At 32.9% G+C, this 15,123-nt stretch carries 13 protein-coding genes; 2 read left to right on the top strand and 11 right to left on the bottom strand.

The window, feature by feature from the left end:
• Window positions 1-25 precede the first annotated feature (25 nt).
• From COB47_RS00175 to COB47_RS00155, 5 genes are read right to left on the bottom strand one after another with little or no spacing between them, the layout of a single operon-like run.
• On the bottom strand, window positions 26-1,003 hold the full coding sequence (locus COB47_RS00175; protein WP_013289422.1) for an AAA family ATPase: 978 nt from the start codon (window positions 1,001-1,003) through the stop codon (window positions 26-28).
• A gap of 7 nt (window positions 1,004-1,010) precedes the next feature.
• Complete coding sequence (locus COB47_RS00170) at window positions 1,011-2,462, bottom strand: hypothetical protein (protein ID WP_013289421.1); 1,452 nt, start codon at window positions 2,460-2,462, stop codon at window positions 1,011-1,013.
• Window positions 2,463-2,478: 16 nt separating this feature from the next.
• Window positions 2,479-3,420 (bottom strand): ABC transporter permease, encoded by a 942-nt coding sequence (locus COB47_RS00165; RefSeq protein ID WP_237698925.1) that lies wholly within the window; start codon window positions 3,418-3,420, stop codon window positions 2,479-2,481.
• Window positions 3,407-4,339, bottom strand: coding sequence for an ABC transporter ATP-binding protein (locus tag COB47_RS00160; RefSeq protein WP_013289419.1), 933 nt, complete (start codon window positions 4,337-4,339; stop codon window positions 3,407-3,409). The genes COB47_RS00165 and COB47_RS00160 overlap by 14 nt, the downstream gene beginning before the upstream one ends.
• A gap of 1 nt (window position 4,340) precedes the next feature.
• Window positions 4,341-6,725 (bottom strand): hypothetical protein, encoded by a 2,385-nt coding sequence (locus COB47_RS00155; protein ID WP_013289418.1) that lies wholly within the window; start codon window positions 6,723-6,725, stop codon window positions 4,341-4,343.
• A 285-nt stretch (window positions 6,726-7,010) separates the two neighbouring features.
• Between COB47_RS00155 and thiT the strand changes: the two genes are divergently transcribed.
• Both thiT and COB47_RS00145 read left to right on the top strand, forming a co-directional pair.
• Window positions 7,011-7,655 carry an energy-coupled thiamine transporter ThiT gene (thiT, locus tag COB47_RS00150; protein WP_013289417.1) on the top strand — a complete coding sequence of 215 codons (645 nt, stop codon included), beginning with the start codon at window positions 7,011-7,013 and terminating at the stop codon, window positions 7,653-7,655.
• A gap of 226 nt (window positions 7,656-7,881) precedes the next feature.
• Window positions 7,882-8,826, top strand: a complete 945-nt coding sequence (locus tag COB47_RS00145; protein WP_013289416.1) for an ISNCY family transposase — start codon at window positions 7,882-7,884, stop codon at window positions 8,824-8,826.
• A 185-nt stretch (window positions 8,827-9,011) separates the two neighbouring features.
• On the opposite strand, the gene COB47_RS00140 is transcribed toward COB47_RS00145, so the two are convergent.
• The 6 genes from COB47_RS00140 to COB47_RS00110 all read right to left on the bottom strand — a co-directional run bounded on the left by COB47_RS00140 (window position 9,012) and on the right by COB47_RS00110 (window position 15,120).
• Window positions 9,012-9,707 carry a hypothetical protein gene (locus COB47_RS00140; RefSeq protein WP_013289415.1) on the bottom strand — a complete coding sequence of 232 codons (696 nt, stop codon included), beginning with the start codon at window positions 9,705-9,707 and terminating at the stop codon, window positions 9,012-9,014.
• 1 nt (window position 9,708) lies between these two features.
• Window positions 9,709-10,356 carry an ABC transporter ATP-binding protein gene (locus COB47_RS00135; RefSeq protein WP_013289414.1) on the bottom strand — a complete coding sequence of 216 codons (648 nt, stop codon included), beginning with the start codon at window positions 10,354-10,356 and terminating at the stop codon, window positions 9,709-9,711.
• An 803-nt stretch (window positions 10,357-11,159) separates the two neighbouring features.
• Window positions 11,160-11,912 (bottom strand): hypothetical protein, encoded by a 753-nt coding sequence (locus COB47_RS00125; RefSeq protein WP_013289412.1) that lies wholly within the window; start codon window positions 11,910-11,912, stop codon window positions 11,160-11,162.
• Entirely contained in the window at window positions 11,909-12,748 is an 840-nt protein-coding gene (locus COB47_RS00120) for a hypothetical protein (RefSeq protein ID WP_013289411.1), read from the bottom strand. Before COB47_RS00120 ends, COB47_RS00125 begins: the two co-directional genes overlap by 4 nt.
• Before the next feature lie 65 nt (window positions 12,749-12,813).
• Window positions 12,814-13,221, bottom strand: a complete 408-nt coding sequence (locus COB47_RS00115; RefSeq protein ID WP_013289410.1) for a hypothetical protein — start codon at window positions 13,219-13,221, stop codon at window positions 12,814-12,816.
• Between the two features lie 585 nt (window positions 13,222-13,806).
• Window positions 13,807-15,120, bottom strand: coding sequence for a transposase (locus COB47_RS00110; protein ID WP_237698923.1), 1,314 nt, complete (start codon window positions 15,118-15,120; stop codon window positions 13,807-13,809).
• Window positions 15,121-15,123 lie beyond the last annotated feature (3 nt).

Here is a 15,123-nt window from a genome sequence, read left to right as displayed (position 1 = left end):
ATTCTCACCACTTTTTTAAATTTTTCTACCACTCTTTTTGTCTTTGCAAAATTATATCCACAACGTCACTTTGAGTAAGACCCTCAGATATTGCTTCAAAGTTCAGTCCAATCCTGTGACACAAAACGCTTTTTGCCAAGCTTTTTATATCATCAAACGCAACGTTTGGTCTTCCTTCAAAGAGCGCATTTGCTTTTGCACCCAAAATAAGGTGCTGGAGAGCCCTTGGTCCTGCACCAAACTTAAGATACTTTCTTGCAATGTCGTTCTCTTCAATGTGCGGCTGTGTGCTCAAAACAAGCCTTGTTGCATATTCTAAAACAGGCTTTGCAATAGGTACTTGCCGAACAATTCTGCCTATGTTCAATATTTCTTTTCCTTCAATGACCTTTTGAGGCTCGAGCATTTGACTTTCTACTGTCAGGTTTACAATCCTTATCATCTCATCAAAGCCTGGTAGTGGAACTTCAATTTTGAATAAGAACCTGTCCTGCTGCGCCTCTGGAAGTGGATATGTCCCTTCCTGCTCAAGAGGATTTTGTGTTGCAAGCACAAAAAATGGTTCATCAAGCTTGTAAGTCTGCCCCATAACAGTGACCGTCTTCTCCTGCATTGCCTCAAGAAGTGCTGACTGTGTCTTTGGTGTTGCTCTGTTTATCTCATCTGCCAATATGATGTTAGCAAAGATAGGACCTTTTTGGAATGTAAAATTCAAACTTCCGTCCTTGTCTTTTGAAATTATATTTGTTCCCACAATATCTGATGGCATGAGGTCAGGTGTAAACTGAATTCTTGAAAATTTCAGGTCCAGCACCTTTGCAATTGACTTTACAAGATGAGTCTTCCCAACGCCCGGTAGCCCCTCTAAAAGCACATTTCCGCCGCAAAATATTGCTATCAAAACCTTTCTGATAACACCTTTTTGCCCAATTATAACCTTTTCAATTTCGCTTTCTACTTTGTTCAAAACCTGCATTGTATATTCAATATCCTGCAAAACCAAATGCTGATCACCTCATGTTCTCTAAATTTTCAAAATACCGTTTGGTTATTTCCTTTGCCCAGGAAGGAACTTCATCTGCTTCGATATATTCATTTGCCTCCTGTTTGTATTGTGAAAAAACCCTGTCAAAACTAAGCTTTTGTCCTCTTTCTCCAATACCCTGTTTTTGGGATACTCTTCCACTTTCCTGCCCTGTGTCCGCCAAAACCTTTTTAGATGCATCAAGGCTCAGAAGATTTTTTGTATAAATGGATGGCATCTGTACTTTATTTGAAGTTCTGGGAATAGCTGCACCAAGTCCACCGCTTCTTCCGTCTAAATTGTCAACCCGAGTCATTCCTTTACTTTCGCCCTGCATACCTCCGCCTGCACTTTGACCGGATGCATTTTGCACGGTATTTGTACTTGCGCCTGAACCTGAGTCGTTTGAAGTTCCATTTGCCTCGGCAGAGGAAGACTGCACTTGCTCTTGCTGGACCTGCCCTTGATCATTTGATGCAGTCAAGCTGCTGCCTACATCCTGGGTGCTTTCGCCTTTGGAAAAAGCAGAACTGCTCTTGTTATTTTCACTCTTTTGTGCAATACTTTGTCCATTTGAACTGGAAGATGAGCCTCCACTTTTATTGTTGCTTTTTGTATTAGTATTTGCAAGAGAATTTTTTGTATCACTTTGATTTGACTTGTTGTCATGTGCAACAAAATTTTTGAGCTTTTCCACTGCTGAATAAAACTGGGAGCTTGTGGGACTATTTTTCAAATCATTGAGCAAAAACCATGCCTTTTGCTTTGTAAGTTCTATTTCGCTTTTGGTTTTGGCAAGCTTTATTTCCTTTTTAAGTTTTAACAATACTTCATCAATCTTTCTCTTTTCAACCTCATTAAGTTTGTAACTTTTTAACACCTCTTTCTTCTGCTTTTCTATCTTGAGTATTTCCTTTTTCTTAAGGCTGCTCAGAAGATGTAATCTTTTTGCCTCATCCATTTTTGGACTGTGAACATTTGATAAAATGATAAATACAAAGAAAAGCAATGCCATAAACATCCATTTGCTTTTTTCAAACTTGGGTTTTATTAGTTTTTTTATGTCAATGTCTTTTATCATCTGTGCCGTCGTTTGCTTTACATATCTTGAGATTTCGGTATCAACGCCAATGAGTTCCAACGATGTTGTCAGCCTTTCTTTCAAGCCAAAACTGTCAACTATAAGTGCTGAGTGCTCTAAAGCTGGCTTTTTTGAGATAATAAATATTGTATAGACACTCAAAGACAGCAGCAAAATAAATATCTGGTAGAAAGATTTGTAGTACATCGGGACAATCTTTGATAAAGCTTCTACTAAAATAACAAAGGACAAAGAAGCAGATACACACTGCCACAGACGTGACAAAAAACTGCAAAGTATCTGTCTTCTTTGCACTTTTTTCAAAAAACCCAAAATCTGCATTTCGCTTTCATGCATAAATTACCATCTCCATTTAATTGGGCTTTCTTCTAAATATTCTGATTCTTCTCAGAGGACTTAAAAATAGCGCACTCAAAAAAATGTTTAGAATTGTTCCAACTATGCAAATGATAAGGTGAATTTGATACCCTCTAATTTTATAATGGTATGGAAAAAAAGCAGGCATATCTGAATTTAAACGAACAATTGTAAATTCAATCAGTGCAAAGGTTGAACTCAAAGAAATTGATAACAAGTTCCAGAAATTTTGAGTTTTTCCAGGCTGGGGTGAGTTACTTACAAATGGCTGTGCACCGGTTACAAAGATAAAATAGCTAAAGATAGTGGATGCAATGACAATGCTAACCACAATCACAGTTGCTGCTATGCCCTTTTTGATAAGTGTTGATAGCAGAAGACTCAGCGAACCATAAAAGAGGATGATCACAAAAACATAGAGCATAATAAGTAAAATATTCCCCATAGATGTTATACCATAAAAATACAAAAGTACCAATATCGGAACTGCAGAGAAGAAAAGTATTAACGCTTCACCGGCTGCCGCTATCATCTTCCCAACAACAATTTCAAAATTGGTCAAAGGCGTTGAAAGAAGTATGTCAAGTGTTTGATTTTCTTTTTCTTTTGCAATTGCCTGGGAACATAAAATTACAACCAACAGTTCGAAAAAACCAGCAAACAAAAAAATTAGAAAAACACAAAAGCTTTCGACAAAACTTCTGTAACGGCTTATCACAACAACTGACCTTGTATATGATTTTAAAAACATTATTGTAAATAGAGTCATAAGAAGTAGCCACCCAGCAATGGTAAACGAAAACTTGAGCCCTCTTGTCCTCTGTTTTATTTCTTTTGTGACAATAGGGTTTGAGAAAATGGCCGTGAGAAACCTTTTTATGTTTTTCAAAACTTCTTCACTCCCCTGTTTTGAAATAATCTCTCTAATTTTCAACACCCTGAACTACCTTCATAAATGCTTCTTCAAGGCTGCCTTCTACCATACTTACTTCACATACCTTTGCACCTTCGTCAATCAAGCTCTTTATCAATAAAAACAAATCATTGTCATCACCATTAAAACCCAAAATGTACCCACCTTCAATGACTTGAATATCACAAACAGCTGGAAACTCTTTAAACACCATATAAGCCTCATCAAAGCTATTAACAAACCTTATCTTAATCCTCTTTGTGCCGTGCGCAAGTAGGGTAATTTGGTTGATATCACCTTGAGCAACCATCCTGCCGCCATTTATTATCCCGACATGTGTGCAAAGCTCTGATAGCTCAGGAAGAATATGTGAGCTTATTATTATTGTCTTTCCCATATCCTTTAAATTTTTTAATATCTCTTTCATCTCAATTCGAGACTGCGGGTCCATGCCAGAAGCAGGTTCATCTAAAACAAGAAGAAGCGGATTGTGAATCAGACACCTTGCCAAACATAGCCTCTGTTTCATGCCCCGTGAGAGAGAATCAACAAAATCATATTTTTTATCGGTTAGCCTTACAAGCTCTAAAAGGTCATCTATAAGTTTTTGCACCTTTGTACCGCGTATACCATATGCCAAAGCAAAAAATTCCAAATATTCGTTCACCTTAAGATTATCATACACACCAAAAAAGTCAGGCATGTAACCAATAAGAAATTTAATCTTATTAGTCTTTTTAGCAACATCAATCCCTTCAATTTTCACAGTTCCACCGTCAGCCCTCAAAAGCCCACACATGATTTTCATTGTGGTTGTTTTGCCAGCCCCGTTCGGACCAACAAAACCGAATATCTGCCTGCTGTCAACTGTAAATGTGAGATTGTCCAAAGCCTTCTTTTTTCCATAAAACTTTACAAGTCCCTCTACCTCAACAAGAGCCATGTTATTTTTCTCCTCCTTCTGCAGAAATAAGAGGAATGGCTGTCACAGACCTATCATCTTTCCCTACAATTCTAATTTTTATTTTGTAATCTTGGAAATATTTTTCTATTTCATCTTTTCCAAATGCAAGTGGTTTTTCAAAGCTTGTCTTGTCCCACCTTTGTGTTTTAACGTTGAAGATAAATTCCTCAACGTTAAATCTTCCATACTGTTTTGGCATTTGTATCAAGACCTTTTCTATCCTGTCCAAATACCCCGAAAGATCATATTCAATCTCCAACTCACCCCTGCCATAAAATGAGATTGCATAATTAGGTGTTATATAGTTTGCATTTGGGAATGTGTTTTTTATCAAATTGGGAATAACAGAACCTGGGAGAATAATTCTTCTATCTTTAACAATGGCTACTCTATCGAGGTCTTTTCTGAACACAGCTTCGCTGTGGACTTTTAGAACCTCTGAATTTATGTTCAGCTTATCCTCTTTGTAATTTTCTATATGCCCTATCAAAAACGGGTTTGACAAAACCTTGGGAAGAATGCTGCACAAAAGGTCTGTTTCCCTGTCAATAAGTTGAAAATCTTTAATTCTTGAGCTCTGATTGTTATAAAATCTATTTCTTATTTCGTCTGCTAACATACCGTAAACATCAGAGATTGTTTTTGTGACCTTGCTGTGCGGTTCTAATTCTTCTATGTAAACATAGCTATTATACAGAACCACAAATATATTTTTTATTTCATAGTCAGACCTATTGTTTATTTCCACAGTTATCTTCGACATATCCTTTATGTTAAAATTCACATCAAGAGGAATATCATCCGCTTTGTAAACCGTTTGATCCTTTACACTTTTCATAAAAGGTGCTGGCAAACCTTTGAAAACTATTTCTTGCCATGGATAGTATTCATATCCATTAGTTGGGCTTTCGCCCACTGGCAAATTCTCATATTCAAGTAAAAGCGGTTCTATTTTTTGATTTTCTATTCCTTTAATTTTTATGTCTGTTTTGAAAGGAGCAAATATCTGATAATACTTGTCTACTACATACCCTTTTCCATCTGAATTATAAACAATAAAATTCAAGGCATTTATATTAGGCTGATTTATCCTGTAAAAATTTGCAACACCAAATATTATTGCTGTCCAAACAATACTTCCAACCAAAATCAGCTGCCATGTCAAATGACGCTTGTTAAGTCTTCTTAAAATAAAGTAATTACCAAAACTTACAAAAATAATGTATATAACTATCAGTATTAATATCATGGTGTTGTTTGGCCACTTCACATTCACAGCAGTGTAAAGGTGGCTGTTGCCTGCATATCCCATAACGGCATTTGCAGGAGTATAAAATGTGGTGTTTAAGTTGTCAACTATTATGTCAAAAATCTGCTTCTTTTCTTCATCTGTGATTTGATCATCAAAAGGATCAAAAGACGTTACCAGAACTGTCCCTTTGCCATACTTTATTCTCTGCATGTGTTTTTGGTTTATAAATTCAGCATTTTTAAGGTCAAACTCAACATATTTAATCTTCTCAAGTACTATATCTTTCTGATTGCTTGGCACAATCACATTTCGGGTATAATCTTTTTGGCTTATCCTCTTTAGCAGTATATCTCCAGTTTTTTCCTTGCCAATCCTCCCTACAAGAAAATCATCTGTAAACACAGAAAGATTTTTTTGATAATTTTCACCCAAGGTTATTATAAGGTTCCCACCTTTTGCTACATAGTCCTTTAAAGCCTGATACTGCTGCTCTGTCAAATTTGAAGTTTTGTAGTTGTGAATGATAATAAATTCAAACATCTCAAGCAGTGACTCTCTTGTTGGAAAATTTTTGCTGCTAAGGACAACAACATTTGCAGCTTTTCCGCTATTTTCTAATACATACGAAAGGTCACTTGCTGCACCTTTTAAAGAAAAGATTCCCACACAGTTTTTTACATAAAAGAGTTTAGGTTTTACTTTAACTGAAGAAATTAATCTGCCATCAGAAGTGTAAATTTTAAAATATTGCTCAGCAACACCATCATTGCCAAAGTACACAGGAATAGAAATTACCTTTTTTGAATTGCCTGCTATCTCAAATTGCTTAGAGAAAGAAAAAGCTTTTATTTTTGTCTTCCGAGAACCTCTGTTTATAATAACCGCATTATTATCAAGAATCCACCTCTCAAAAGAAAGCTTGCCTTTGAAATTGTTCGAACTTGAATTTGTCAAAGTAATTTTTGCTTCGGCCATTTTTTGGAGTTTTAATGTATTATCAATCCCATATTCAATATTTTCAATATTTATAAAGCTACCTGCTGGAGCAATTTGAACATAACATAAAAAGATAAAAATAATAACAGCAAAAGCCGCACAAAGTCTTTTCTTCATTGGTTTTACTCCCTTCACTTGAAATTGTTATTAAGAAATTATTTATCAATTTTTACTCTCTATTATTTTATCAAATTTTATTTTTTTGTCAATGATAGAAATAATTATATTGAATTTTTCTCGAATCATTTTTATATTATCCTTTCATATAATATTTAACGATTTATCATTTGTTTGTGTTATTACTCCAAACATTATTTTCTACATCTCAAATTAGCTCTTTCTTATGTTATAATTATTGAAGCCGCAAATTTTTGCAAACTTAAAAAAAGGAGATGAAAGCTGATGAGTTATATTGCAAGCATATTCAAAGACTTTGCAAAACTAAAATGGTATTCTCTTGCGATAGTTGCTGTTTTGATATTTATTAGTATCTTCCTGTACCTTGCACAAAAGCGTCAAAAGTTCTCAACAAAAGCTCTTGTATATGGTGGGGTAGCTATCTCACTTTCATTCATCCTCTCTTTTATAAAGCTTTACAGAATGCCACAGGGCGGTTCAATCACACCTGCAAGCATGCTGCCACTGTTTGCATATGCTTATATGTTTGGACCTTTTGCAGGAATTGTTGCAGGAATGGCTTATGGAATACTGCAGCTGATACAAGATCCATATGTTGTTCACTGGGCACAGCTGCTTTTAGACTATCCACTGGCTTTTGGTGCTCTTGGATTTGCAGGATTTTTTAGAAAAAATTTGCCCTTGGGAATTTTAGCAGGCGGCTTTGGAAGATTTGTGTTTCATGTTATATCTGGAGTTGTGTTTTTTGCATCATACGCACCAAAAGGTACAAGCCCGCTTGTGTACTCTGCCATCTACAATGCAACATATATAGCGCCTGACCTTGCTGTGTGTTTAGTATTAGCTCTTATTCCTTCTGTTAAAAAGGCCATAGAAAGACTTTCAAAAGAAGCCTATATACAAAAATAGGGCTGTCTTGTTGAAGTAGCCTGACAGCCCTGGGGTTCTCCCAATAAAACCTATTATATTTTTGCCTAATATCTTACTTATTGCAACTCTTAATAATTATCTGTTAGGTTGTTGAATAAAAGAGATAACCATATTAGCAAGAATACAGTAATGGGTAAAAAAATCCCCCTTGTGATATAATTTTAATTTGTAAAGACCAAACCAACACACAAGGGGGAATAAAGAAATGTCTAAAATTATTAAAGCACAAAATGAAAAATTTTTAAAGCTCCTTTGCATAATAAAAAAGATTGCAGAAACTACAGTCCAAAGAAGGAAAAACAGTAAAAGAGGCAGACCAAGGAAATTTAGTTTGTTTCAAATAATAGCTTGTTTAGTTTACAAGGTCAAAAGAGGAATAGCAAGTTTTAGGGAATTAGAATACAGAATAAATCAAGATACAGAGTTCAAAAAGAGCATAGGATTAGAAAAAAGTCCAGATTATTCATACATAGCAAAATTAGCAGCAAAAATAGAAGAGGATTTATTGCAAGCTATCCGAGACGTGTTAATAGCAGAAATTAATCCAGATGTATCCATAACAATAGTAGATTCAACACCTTTGAGAAGTTCAAAGCAAGACAAAGAAGCAAAGATAGGAATACATGTTACTATAGGTTTTTACAAAGGATATAAATTACATCTTTTGTGTACAGGGAAAGAAGAAGTGATTCCACTTTTCTGGATTTTAACTACAGCAAACAAACATGACTCTACTCAAGAAGAACTTTTGTACAGGGCATGGAATTACAATTCGAAGATATTATTAGCGGATGCAGGATATGACTGTAACAGATGGTTTGATATTGCAAATAGACTTGAAATAAAATTTGTAGCAGGGGTAAATAGAAGGAATATGAGAAATGAGGAAAACGTAAAAAATAGATTTAGGGCAGAGAATATAAAATTTTTAGGTACAGAAGAAGGTAAGAAGTTATATAAACTCAGGATGAAAATAGAAAAACTTTTTAGCAAGTTGAAAGGTGAGTATAACCTTGAGAATATTAGGTTAAGAGGATTTAAAAGTTACAAAAGGCATACCGATTGGATACTAATTACTTTTTTGTTTGAACAGTTTCTCAGAAAATTAGAAGGCAAAAAATTTTCTTTTGCTTATGAATGGAATCAATAATTATTATCTTTTTATTACTCTATTGGCAATAATTTTTATTCAACAAGCTAAATTATCTGTTGTATCAGTCCAAAATCTTAACATTCATTTCAATAATTTTTTCATACTTCTTTCCGCCTTCTTCCCATAATATCTTTGCTTTATTGTACTGTGAAACTATCTCTTTTACCTTTTGCGGATTTCCTTCAGTTAAATCTTGTGTTATATAATTTAACAATTACTTCTTTTTTCAATTCATTGTATTTCTCTGCTTCTTTGTTTGTATATGCACAAAAATCAAGATTCTTTATTTGTTTGTAATACACAACATCATCCTCTACTATTTTTACTTCAAAACTTTTATTAACACTATATTTATCAATTCCACTATTGTGAGCAAGAATGTAGACGTTCTTGGTTTTATAAAAAGGATGATACTGAACACATTTTTTATACTGCCAGTTTTTTAAGAATAGTATATATTCTTTACCTGCTCGCATTAGATTATATCCGTTATAGATGAAAAACGTGCTATATTTGAAATCAAAATAAGACGGTTCAAATAGGTATATTTTTTTGCTGCTAATATTCCCCTTATACACCTTATTTACTTTAAAAGCCGTCAAAGTCGCACCATGTAAGTAAATTCTTTCATTTAGCGTAATACCTTTAACTACAACTTCAGCATCATTTAGCAAATCAGAAAATGACAAATTGTCATTTTCTATGATATCATTATTTTTTTCTATAGTTAAAATATTGCCTCCTCTCAATATTTTAAAATTATCCTTATTCATCCTTTCCAAACTCTTAAAATCAATAAATGACAATCGTACTGTAACTGCCACAATTACAGATATTGCTATAAAAAAAACTACAGTAACATAATACTTTTTATTCATTTCACCTGCCACCCTCTACACAGTATACTTTACCATCATCTACCTTGAATTTATAGTCACAAAGTAAATCAATGTCCTCTTTTATATGGCTTGCTATTAATATAGTTGCACCTCTTTCCTTTTCCTCTAATAATATTTTTCTTACCAAACTAACACCTTCTTCATCAAGTGAATTGGTAGGTTCATCTAAAACAATTAGTTGAGGCCTTTCCATTATAGCTTGAGCTATAGCAAGCCTTTGTTTCATACCCAAGGAATACTTCCTATATGGTCTTTTGTCATCGGGATCAAGTCCAACTCTCTTTATTGCTGCTCTTATCTCATTATCATTTATGATATTTTTTATTGAAGCCAAAAATTTTAAATTTTGAAAGCCTGTCCACTGACCCCACAATCCAACATTTTCTATAATTAATCCCAAGCTATCTGGAAATGATACATCTATTCCTATCCTTTTTCCAAAAACAACAACCTCACCTGATGTTGGCTTTATTAATCCACATATAGCCCTAAAAAGCATTGTTTTGCCTGACCCATTTCTGCCAAAAAAACCATAGATTTTTCCTTGCTCAAGTTCAAGGTTAATATCATTCAAAATAACTTTTCCTCTAATTATTTTAGTTAAATTCCTTATCTCTACTGCATTCATTGTAAAATTCACCTCTTAATTTTAATCTCTATCAGTTATTTCAATTGTTTTTATAACTCTTACTCCAAATAGAATTATACCTAATAAATAGATACATAACACTAATAATGACCATAACATATCGAAAGTATGTATAGGTTCTATTTCAAACACATTATATTTTTTCAAAAAATAGTTATCATGCCATATTATAACTGGTTGCAACACAGGATTTAATTTTATCAATAAAGGTTGAATGTTCCCAATGTAAACAAAAGCTTGTAAAAAACACACTGTCCATACCAACACCGAGTATAATATTGACAATCTGGAATTCGAATAAAGAGATAATACATTTGTTAATAAAACAAATATTAAAGAAGATAGAAAATTTAAAATTATAACCGAAATAATGATAAATACAAAATCAGAAAATGACCTTGTTTTAAGCCCTCTAATAATACCAACTACAACCACTGAAACTATCACCCCTGTATAATACCCAAACACATATTTAGAAATATTACCTAATTTTTTTATAAACCAAAACAATCTACTTTCTTTTCTAGTAAAAACATATACAGAGCATATAATAAAATCCTCATAAAAAAAATTACCCATTTCAAATAAAACATACAATTTAGGCACAGCATAGAGTAAATAAGGAGTAAGCCAAATATTCATACTCTTTTGTGGATAAGGTAAGATATTACCACAGAATATTATCAAAGTTTCTAAGAAATTATTTTTGAAATAATTTAAATAAATTGTTCCATACCAGCAAAGTAAACTTCCTATAATTGTTGATACAAAAAGTAACCTACCTACCTTTCTAATTTTATATCACCTCTGTAAAGATCACTCTTTTCCAATATAGTACAAGATATAAAATTTAAAAGTATAAAAAACATAATAAAATATCCAACATATATAAATTGTAAAAATAAAAATTTCTTCAATGGAAATCTAAATGATAAAATGAAATCTGCCAGCATTCCAGATGTTGTCATAGCAAAATTATAGTACTTAAATAAACTCAATAAAAAATCAAGAGAACCTACTAAAAAACTAATTGCAAACCCTATATACTGTTTTTTAAATGTAAACGATGTAATAAGATATATAACACCAACTACACAAAATAGCATAAACACAATAAGAAAATAAATAATAATAAATATGCTTGCTTTCAAATTAGAAAGGATTAATTTCTTTCCGTTTACCATTACTGCAATAATGATAGGAGAAGCAAAAATACTAATATATATTAATGTTTCTGCCATCAGTTTCTTTATTTTTTCTTTCCACCAATCCTTTATATTAGTATACTTGGTAAATACCAAGTAGTTATCTAATATATTCAAATTATTGAGAACAAAGAGAAATAAAGGTATATAGTATAATGAAAAATACTTTATCTGTGAAAATTGTGCAAACAAATAATCCAAGTTTAAATTCTCTTTGAACTTTATTTCTTTCATCATCAGAATAAAAAGACCAATCTCAAATGTTAATAGTAGAACATATATGCAAAAACGCTTTACTAAATTAAAAGTATATATCTGCTTTAACTTCATTCTATATCATCCCTACATACATTCGTAAGTATAATTACAACACTAATCATTATTAAGACAATTAAAGAAAAAGAAAATATATTGTAATTCATCCCAACAACATTTGTTGTTACACTTAGGTAATATCCTAAGGAAAAATTAGCTTTGTGAAGAACTGCAGCAACAAAATTCTCTGTTAGAAATAAAACTGTAGGAAGAATAATAACTACATATCTATTAATCTTTTTGAGGAAAGACAGGGAATATGAAAAAATCGCTACTATACCTCCAAATAGACCATCTAAAAACATATATAAAATATTATGAAGATATGGATTTTTAACATGAATATTAAAAAAATATAATTGTGTACTAAGAAAATAACTCCTGTATACTGGCAAGCCATTTGTTGCCTCCGAAATACTATAAAGCGGCAGAGCAATTATACAAAGAATCTGATGTAACAGTAAAGGAAAGAATACTATTATAAAACCAGATAAAAAAACACAAATTGCTTTACATAAAATATAAATCTCTTTTTTACATCGAGTTATAATTAACTCAAACACTTTTTCTTTTCTATCTTCTAAGTATGTATCCGCATAAGCTATACACACTGGTAACGTAATTAAAAACAATGCATAAATATCTCCAAGATAATTTACAAAATTCACACCATCTTGACATATCCATAATTGATACGCTGAAGGAATTTCTGATGATGGAAACTTATATAAAGTTAATACTGCATATATAAAAGCAACACAAATCAATATAAATTTTACCATTAAGACAATGTTAAATTCTTTTCTACTCAAAAGTTTTTTAAATTCAAACTTTAAAACATCCATAAACATCTTATTTCGCCCCTTTCAAAAGAGGTGAGCAGAGCAAATTTAGCTCTGCTCACAGTATACAAATTTTACCTCAAATCTGCCCAGCCATTCAATTGGACATCTACATATGTTAATTCATGATTTTGAGCATATAGTTTTATATAAGTACCTTTTGAATATGGACCATTGTTTAAATTGATCATAACTGTTCCATTACTTGGATAGCATGGTGTTACATTTGAGATTCGTGTATCATCTTGCTTAGTTACCCAAAAATCTGCACCCTTATATCCTTTACCTACGGAAATAACTTTATTATAGACAAATTGATCATTAGTTTGTTTGTAATCTTGCATCGCAATAACATCACCTTTAAATGCGGGTAAAATTATTGTATAGTTACCACTACTGACAGCCCATGCAATCATGAAACATAAAGAAAAAATGATTATACCAATTGCCCCTAATAACCTCTTAATTTTTAAATTAGTCATTTTTAACCACCTCCATTTGATAATATCATCTTAATATTAGCTAATTAATATTCAAACCCCTTTGCGCGCAAGAGAGGTTTTGCCTTACTGCTTGCATATTATCCGATATAGACTTTTTACAAAACTTCTATCTTACTTCATAATATTTATCTATCTTACATAACAGTGATTTTCTTTACTTTTATACCTACTGTTAGTTTACTATCTTTACAATACTCTTTTCTTTATGTTTTATTAATGTTATATCTATATTTTCTTTTAAAACCTTTTTTTGTTTAACCTTTTTATTAAAAGCTTACTTTGCTTACCCAATTTTGTCAATCAATACTTTACCTTATTTTTCTCCATTTTTCTTTATTGTTTGCTATTTTTTTAAGCTCAGCTTTATATAGCTTTATTTCTTTTAATCTTTCTCTTATTTTCTATATGATTCTAGTATAAAAACTCAATTTTAGAATCTGCCTTTCTGTACTTTGAAAATTTATTCAGGTAAATTGTGGTAATTTATGCCTGTGACAACAAAAATCCAGTCTAAAATCTGCCGAGAAAATCTTATGTATTACCTTTATAATACGTTATTACCATTTATTGTACCAATACGGGCGCACTTCCCCCCTGCCTCTCTCCAATAGCTTTTTTAGCTCGCTCCAACATGTATCTTGCAAAACGCTTAAAATTCTGGGCCAATACCTTTAAACCTACGTTTACTCTACATTTTACAAGTCCCCTTACTCGAAGCTTCGAAAGACCATGACCCCTCTTCAAGGCTGAATTAGTACCTTCTATTGCTGCTCTTTTGCCCTTGTTTCCCTCACACCTGCATTCTATCTTTTCCCGTTGTTTGGCTGCTTCTATCGATTTTAGATTTACCCTCACCACATAATCTTTTTTCTGCTCTTTGCAATAACATTGATTTTTTAATTCACACTTTGCACAGGCTTCTTTTGGAAAATGGGCTACCGTCTGCCCTTTCTTAACACTTGCATGGATGGGTATTATTCCCCTTGGGCATTTCTTTATCACTTTCGTCTCTTCATCTATTTCATATTCGCTCACTGACATCCTAACAGGCTTCCTACCGTTTAAATCAGTAAAATGAACTTCTACACAGTTCTCTTTTGCAATTTGTACTACTTCTTTGGAGTAATAACCACCGTCTACATAGACTTCTTGACATTTTGTATTCTGTTTTACAATAGGTAGTCTCTCTTTTAAAAGCTCTACATCACTCTTTACGTTCTTTTCTACCGTATAGTCTGTTATGAGCTGAAAAGAATTTTCTTTTGCACAGGTTTCGCTAAGGTTTAAAACATATCCGCTTTCAGCTTTGTTCCCCTTCTTGCGATAAGTAGCATCCTCATCATATGCTGACTGAAGAGAATCGCTGGGTATACTTTTGCTATCTTTGGCCTTGAGCTTCTTGGTTTGTTCGTCGTAGTACGCCTGTTCCGACAAAAATCTTTCAAGGATCCTATACGCATCGGAGTTTTTTAGTTCAGAAATGTTTTCAATTGTTTCTTTTGTTTCTTGGCAAAGATTCAAGAGCATTTCCAGCCTGCTTTCGCCTTCTGAAGGCTTGGTTTTGTGTATCACTTCTGCCCTAAATTCAGGGTTGAGAACTTTTTTTAGGTTCTCTGAAAGTCTGTCTTCAGGAATGGATTTTACTGCCCTGTAAAGTACATCAAAGGCAAGGGCAACTCTTCCTGCTTTTTTGATGTTTGACATGAACATGGTGGAGTCCATCCGCTGTTCTTTCATGTATATACCTGCTTCTTTGGCAAAAATCATGGTAAGATTTAAAAACTGCCCGAATATTAAGTCCTCTTGTTCAGGATGTTTTATGAGGTATTTGTATATCCTTGTTCTAAAGTCATATAAGGTTTTCTCTGAAAGGTTCATATT

Origin of the sequence: Caldicellulosiruptor obsidiansis OB47 (assembly GCF_000145215.1) — a bacterium.
Classification (GTDB): domain Bacteria; phylum Bacillota; class Thermoanaerobacteria; order Caldicellulosiruptorales; family Caldicellulosiruptoraceae; genus Caldicellulosiruptor; species Caldicellulosiruptor obsidiansis.
This window is presented reverse-complemented; position numbering and strand designations above follow the sequence as displayed.

What these genes read in the sequence shown, in the direction of transcription:
- COB47_RS00170 (WP_013289421.1), bottom strand. Translation starts at nt 2,462, where the DNA reads ATGCATGAAAGCGAAATGCAGATTTTGGGTTTTTTGAAAAAAGTGCAA.
- COB47_RS00160 (WP_013289419.1), bottom strand. Translation starts at nt 4,339, where the DNA reads ATGGCTCTTGTTGAGGTAGAGGGACTTGTAAAGTTTTATGGAAAAAAG.
- COB47_RS00155 (WP_013289418.1), bottom strand. Translation starts at nt 6,725, where the DNA reads ATGAAGAAAAGACTTTGTGCGGCTTTTGCTGTTATTATTTTTATCTTT.
- thiT (WP_013289417.1), top strand. Translation starts at nt 7,011, where the DNA reads ATGAGTTATATTGCAAGCATATTCAAAGACTTTGCAAAACTAAAATGG.
- COB47_RS00145 (WP_013289416.1), top strand. Translation starts at nt 7,882, where the DNA reads ATGTCTAAAATTATTAAAGCACAAAATGAAAAATTTTTAAAGCTCCTT.
- COB47_RS00140 (WP_013289415.1), bottom strand. Translation starts at nt 9,707, where the DNA reads ATGAATAAAAAGTATTATGTTACTGTAGTTTTTTTTATAGCAATATCT.
- COB47_RS00135 (WP_013289414.1), bottom strand. Translation starts at nt 10,356, where the DNA reads ATGAATGCAGTAGAGATAAGGAATTTAACTAAAATAATTAGAGGAAAA.
- COB47_RS00125 (WP_013289412.1), bottom strand. Translation starts at nt 11,912, where the DNA reads ATGAAGTTAAAGCAGATATATACTTTTAATTTAGTAAAGCGTTTTTGC.
- COB47_RS00120 (WP_013289411.1), bottom strand. Translation starts at nt 12,748, where the DNA reads ATGTTTATGGATGTTTTAAAGTTTGAATTTAAAAAACTTTTGAGTAGA.
- COB47_RS00115 (WP_013289410.1), bottom strand. Translation starts at nt 13,221, where the DNA reads ATGACTAATTTAAAAATTAAGAGGTTATTAGGGGCAATTGGTATAATC.
- COB47_RS00110 (WP_237698923.1), bottom strand. Translation starts at nt 15,120, where the DNA reads ATGAACCTTTCAGAGAAAACCTTATATGACTTTAGAACAAGGATATAC.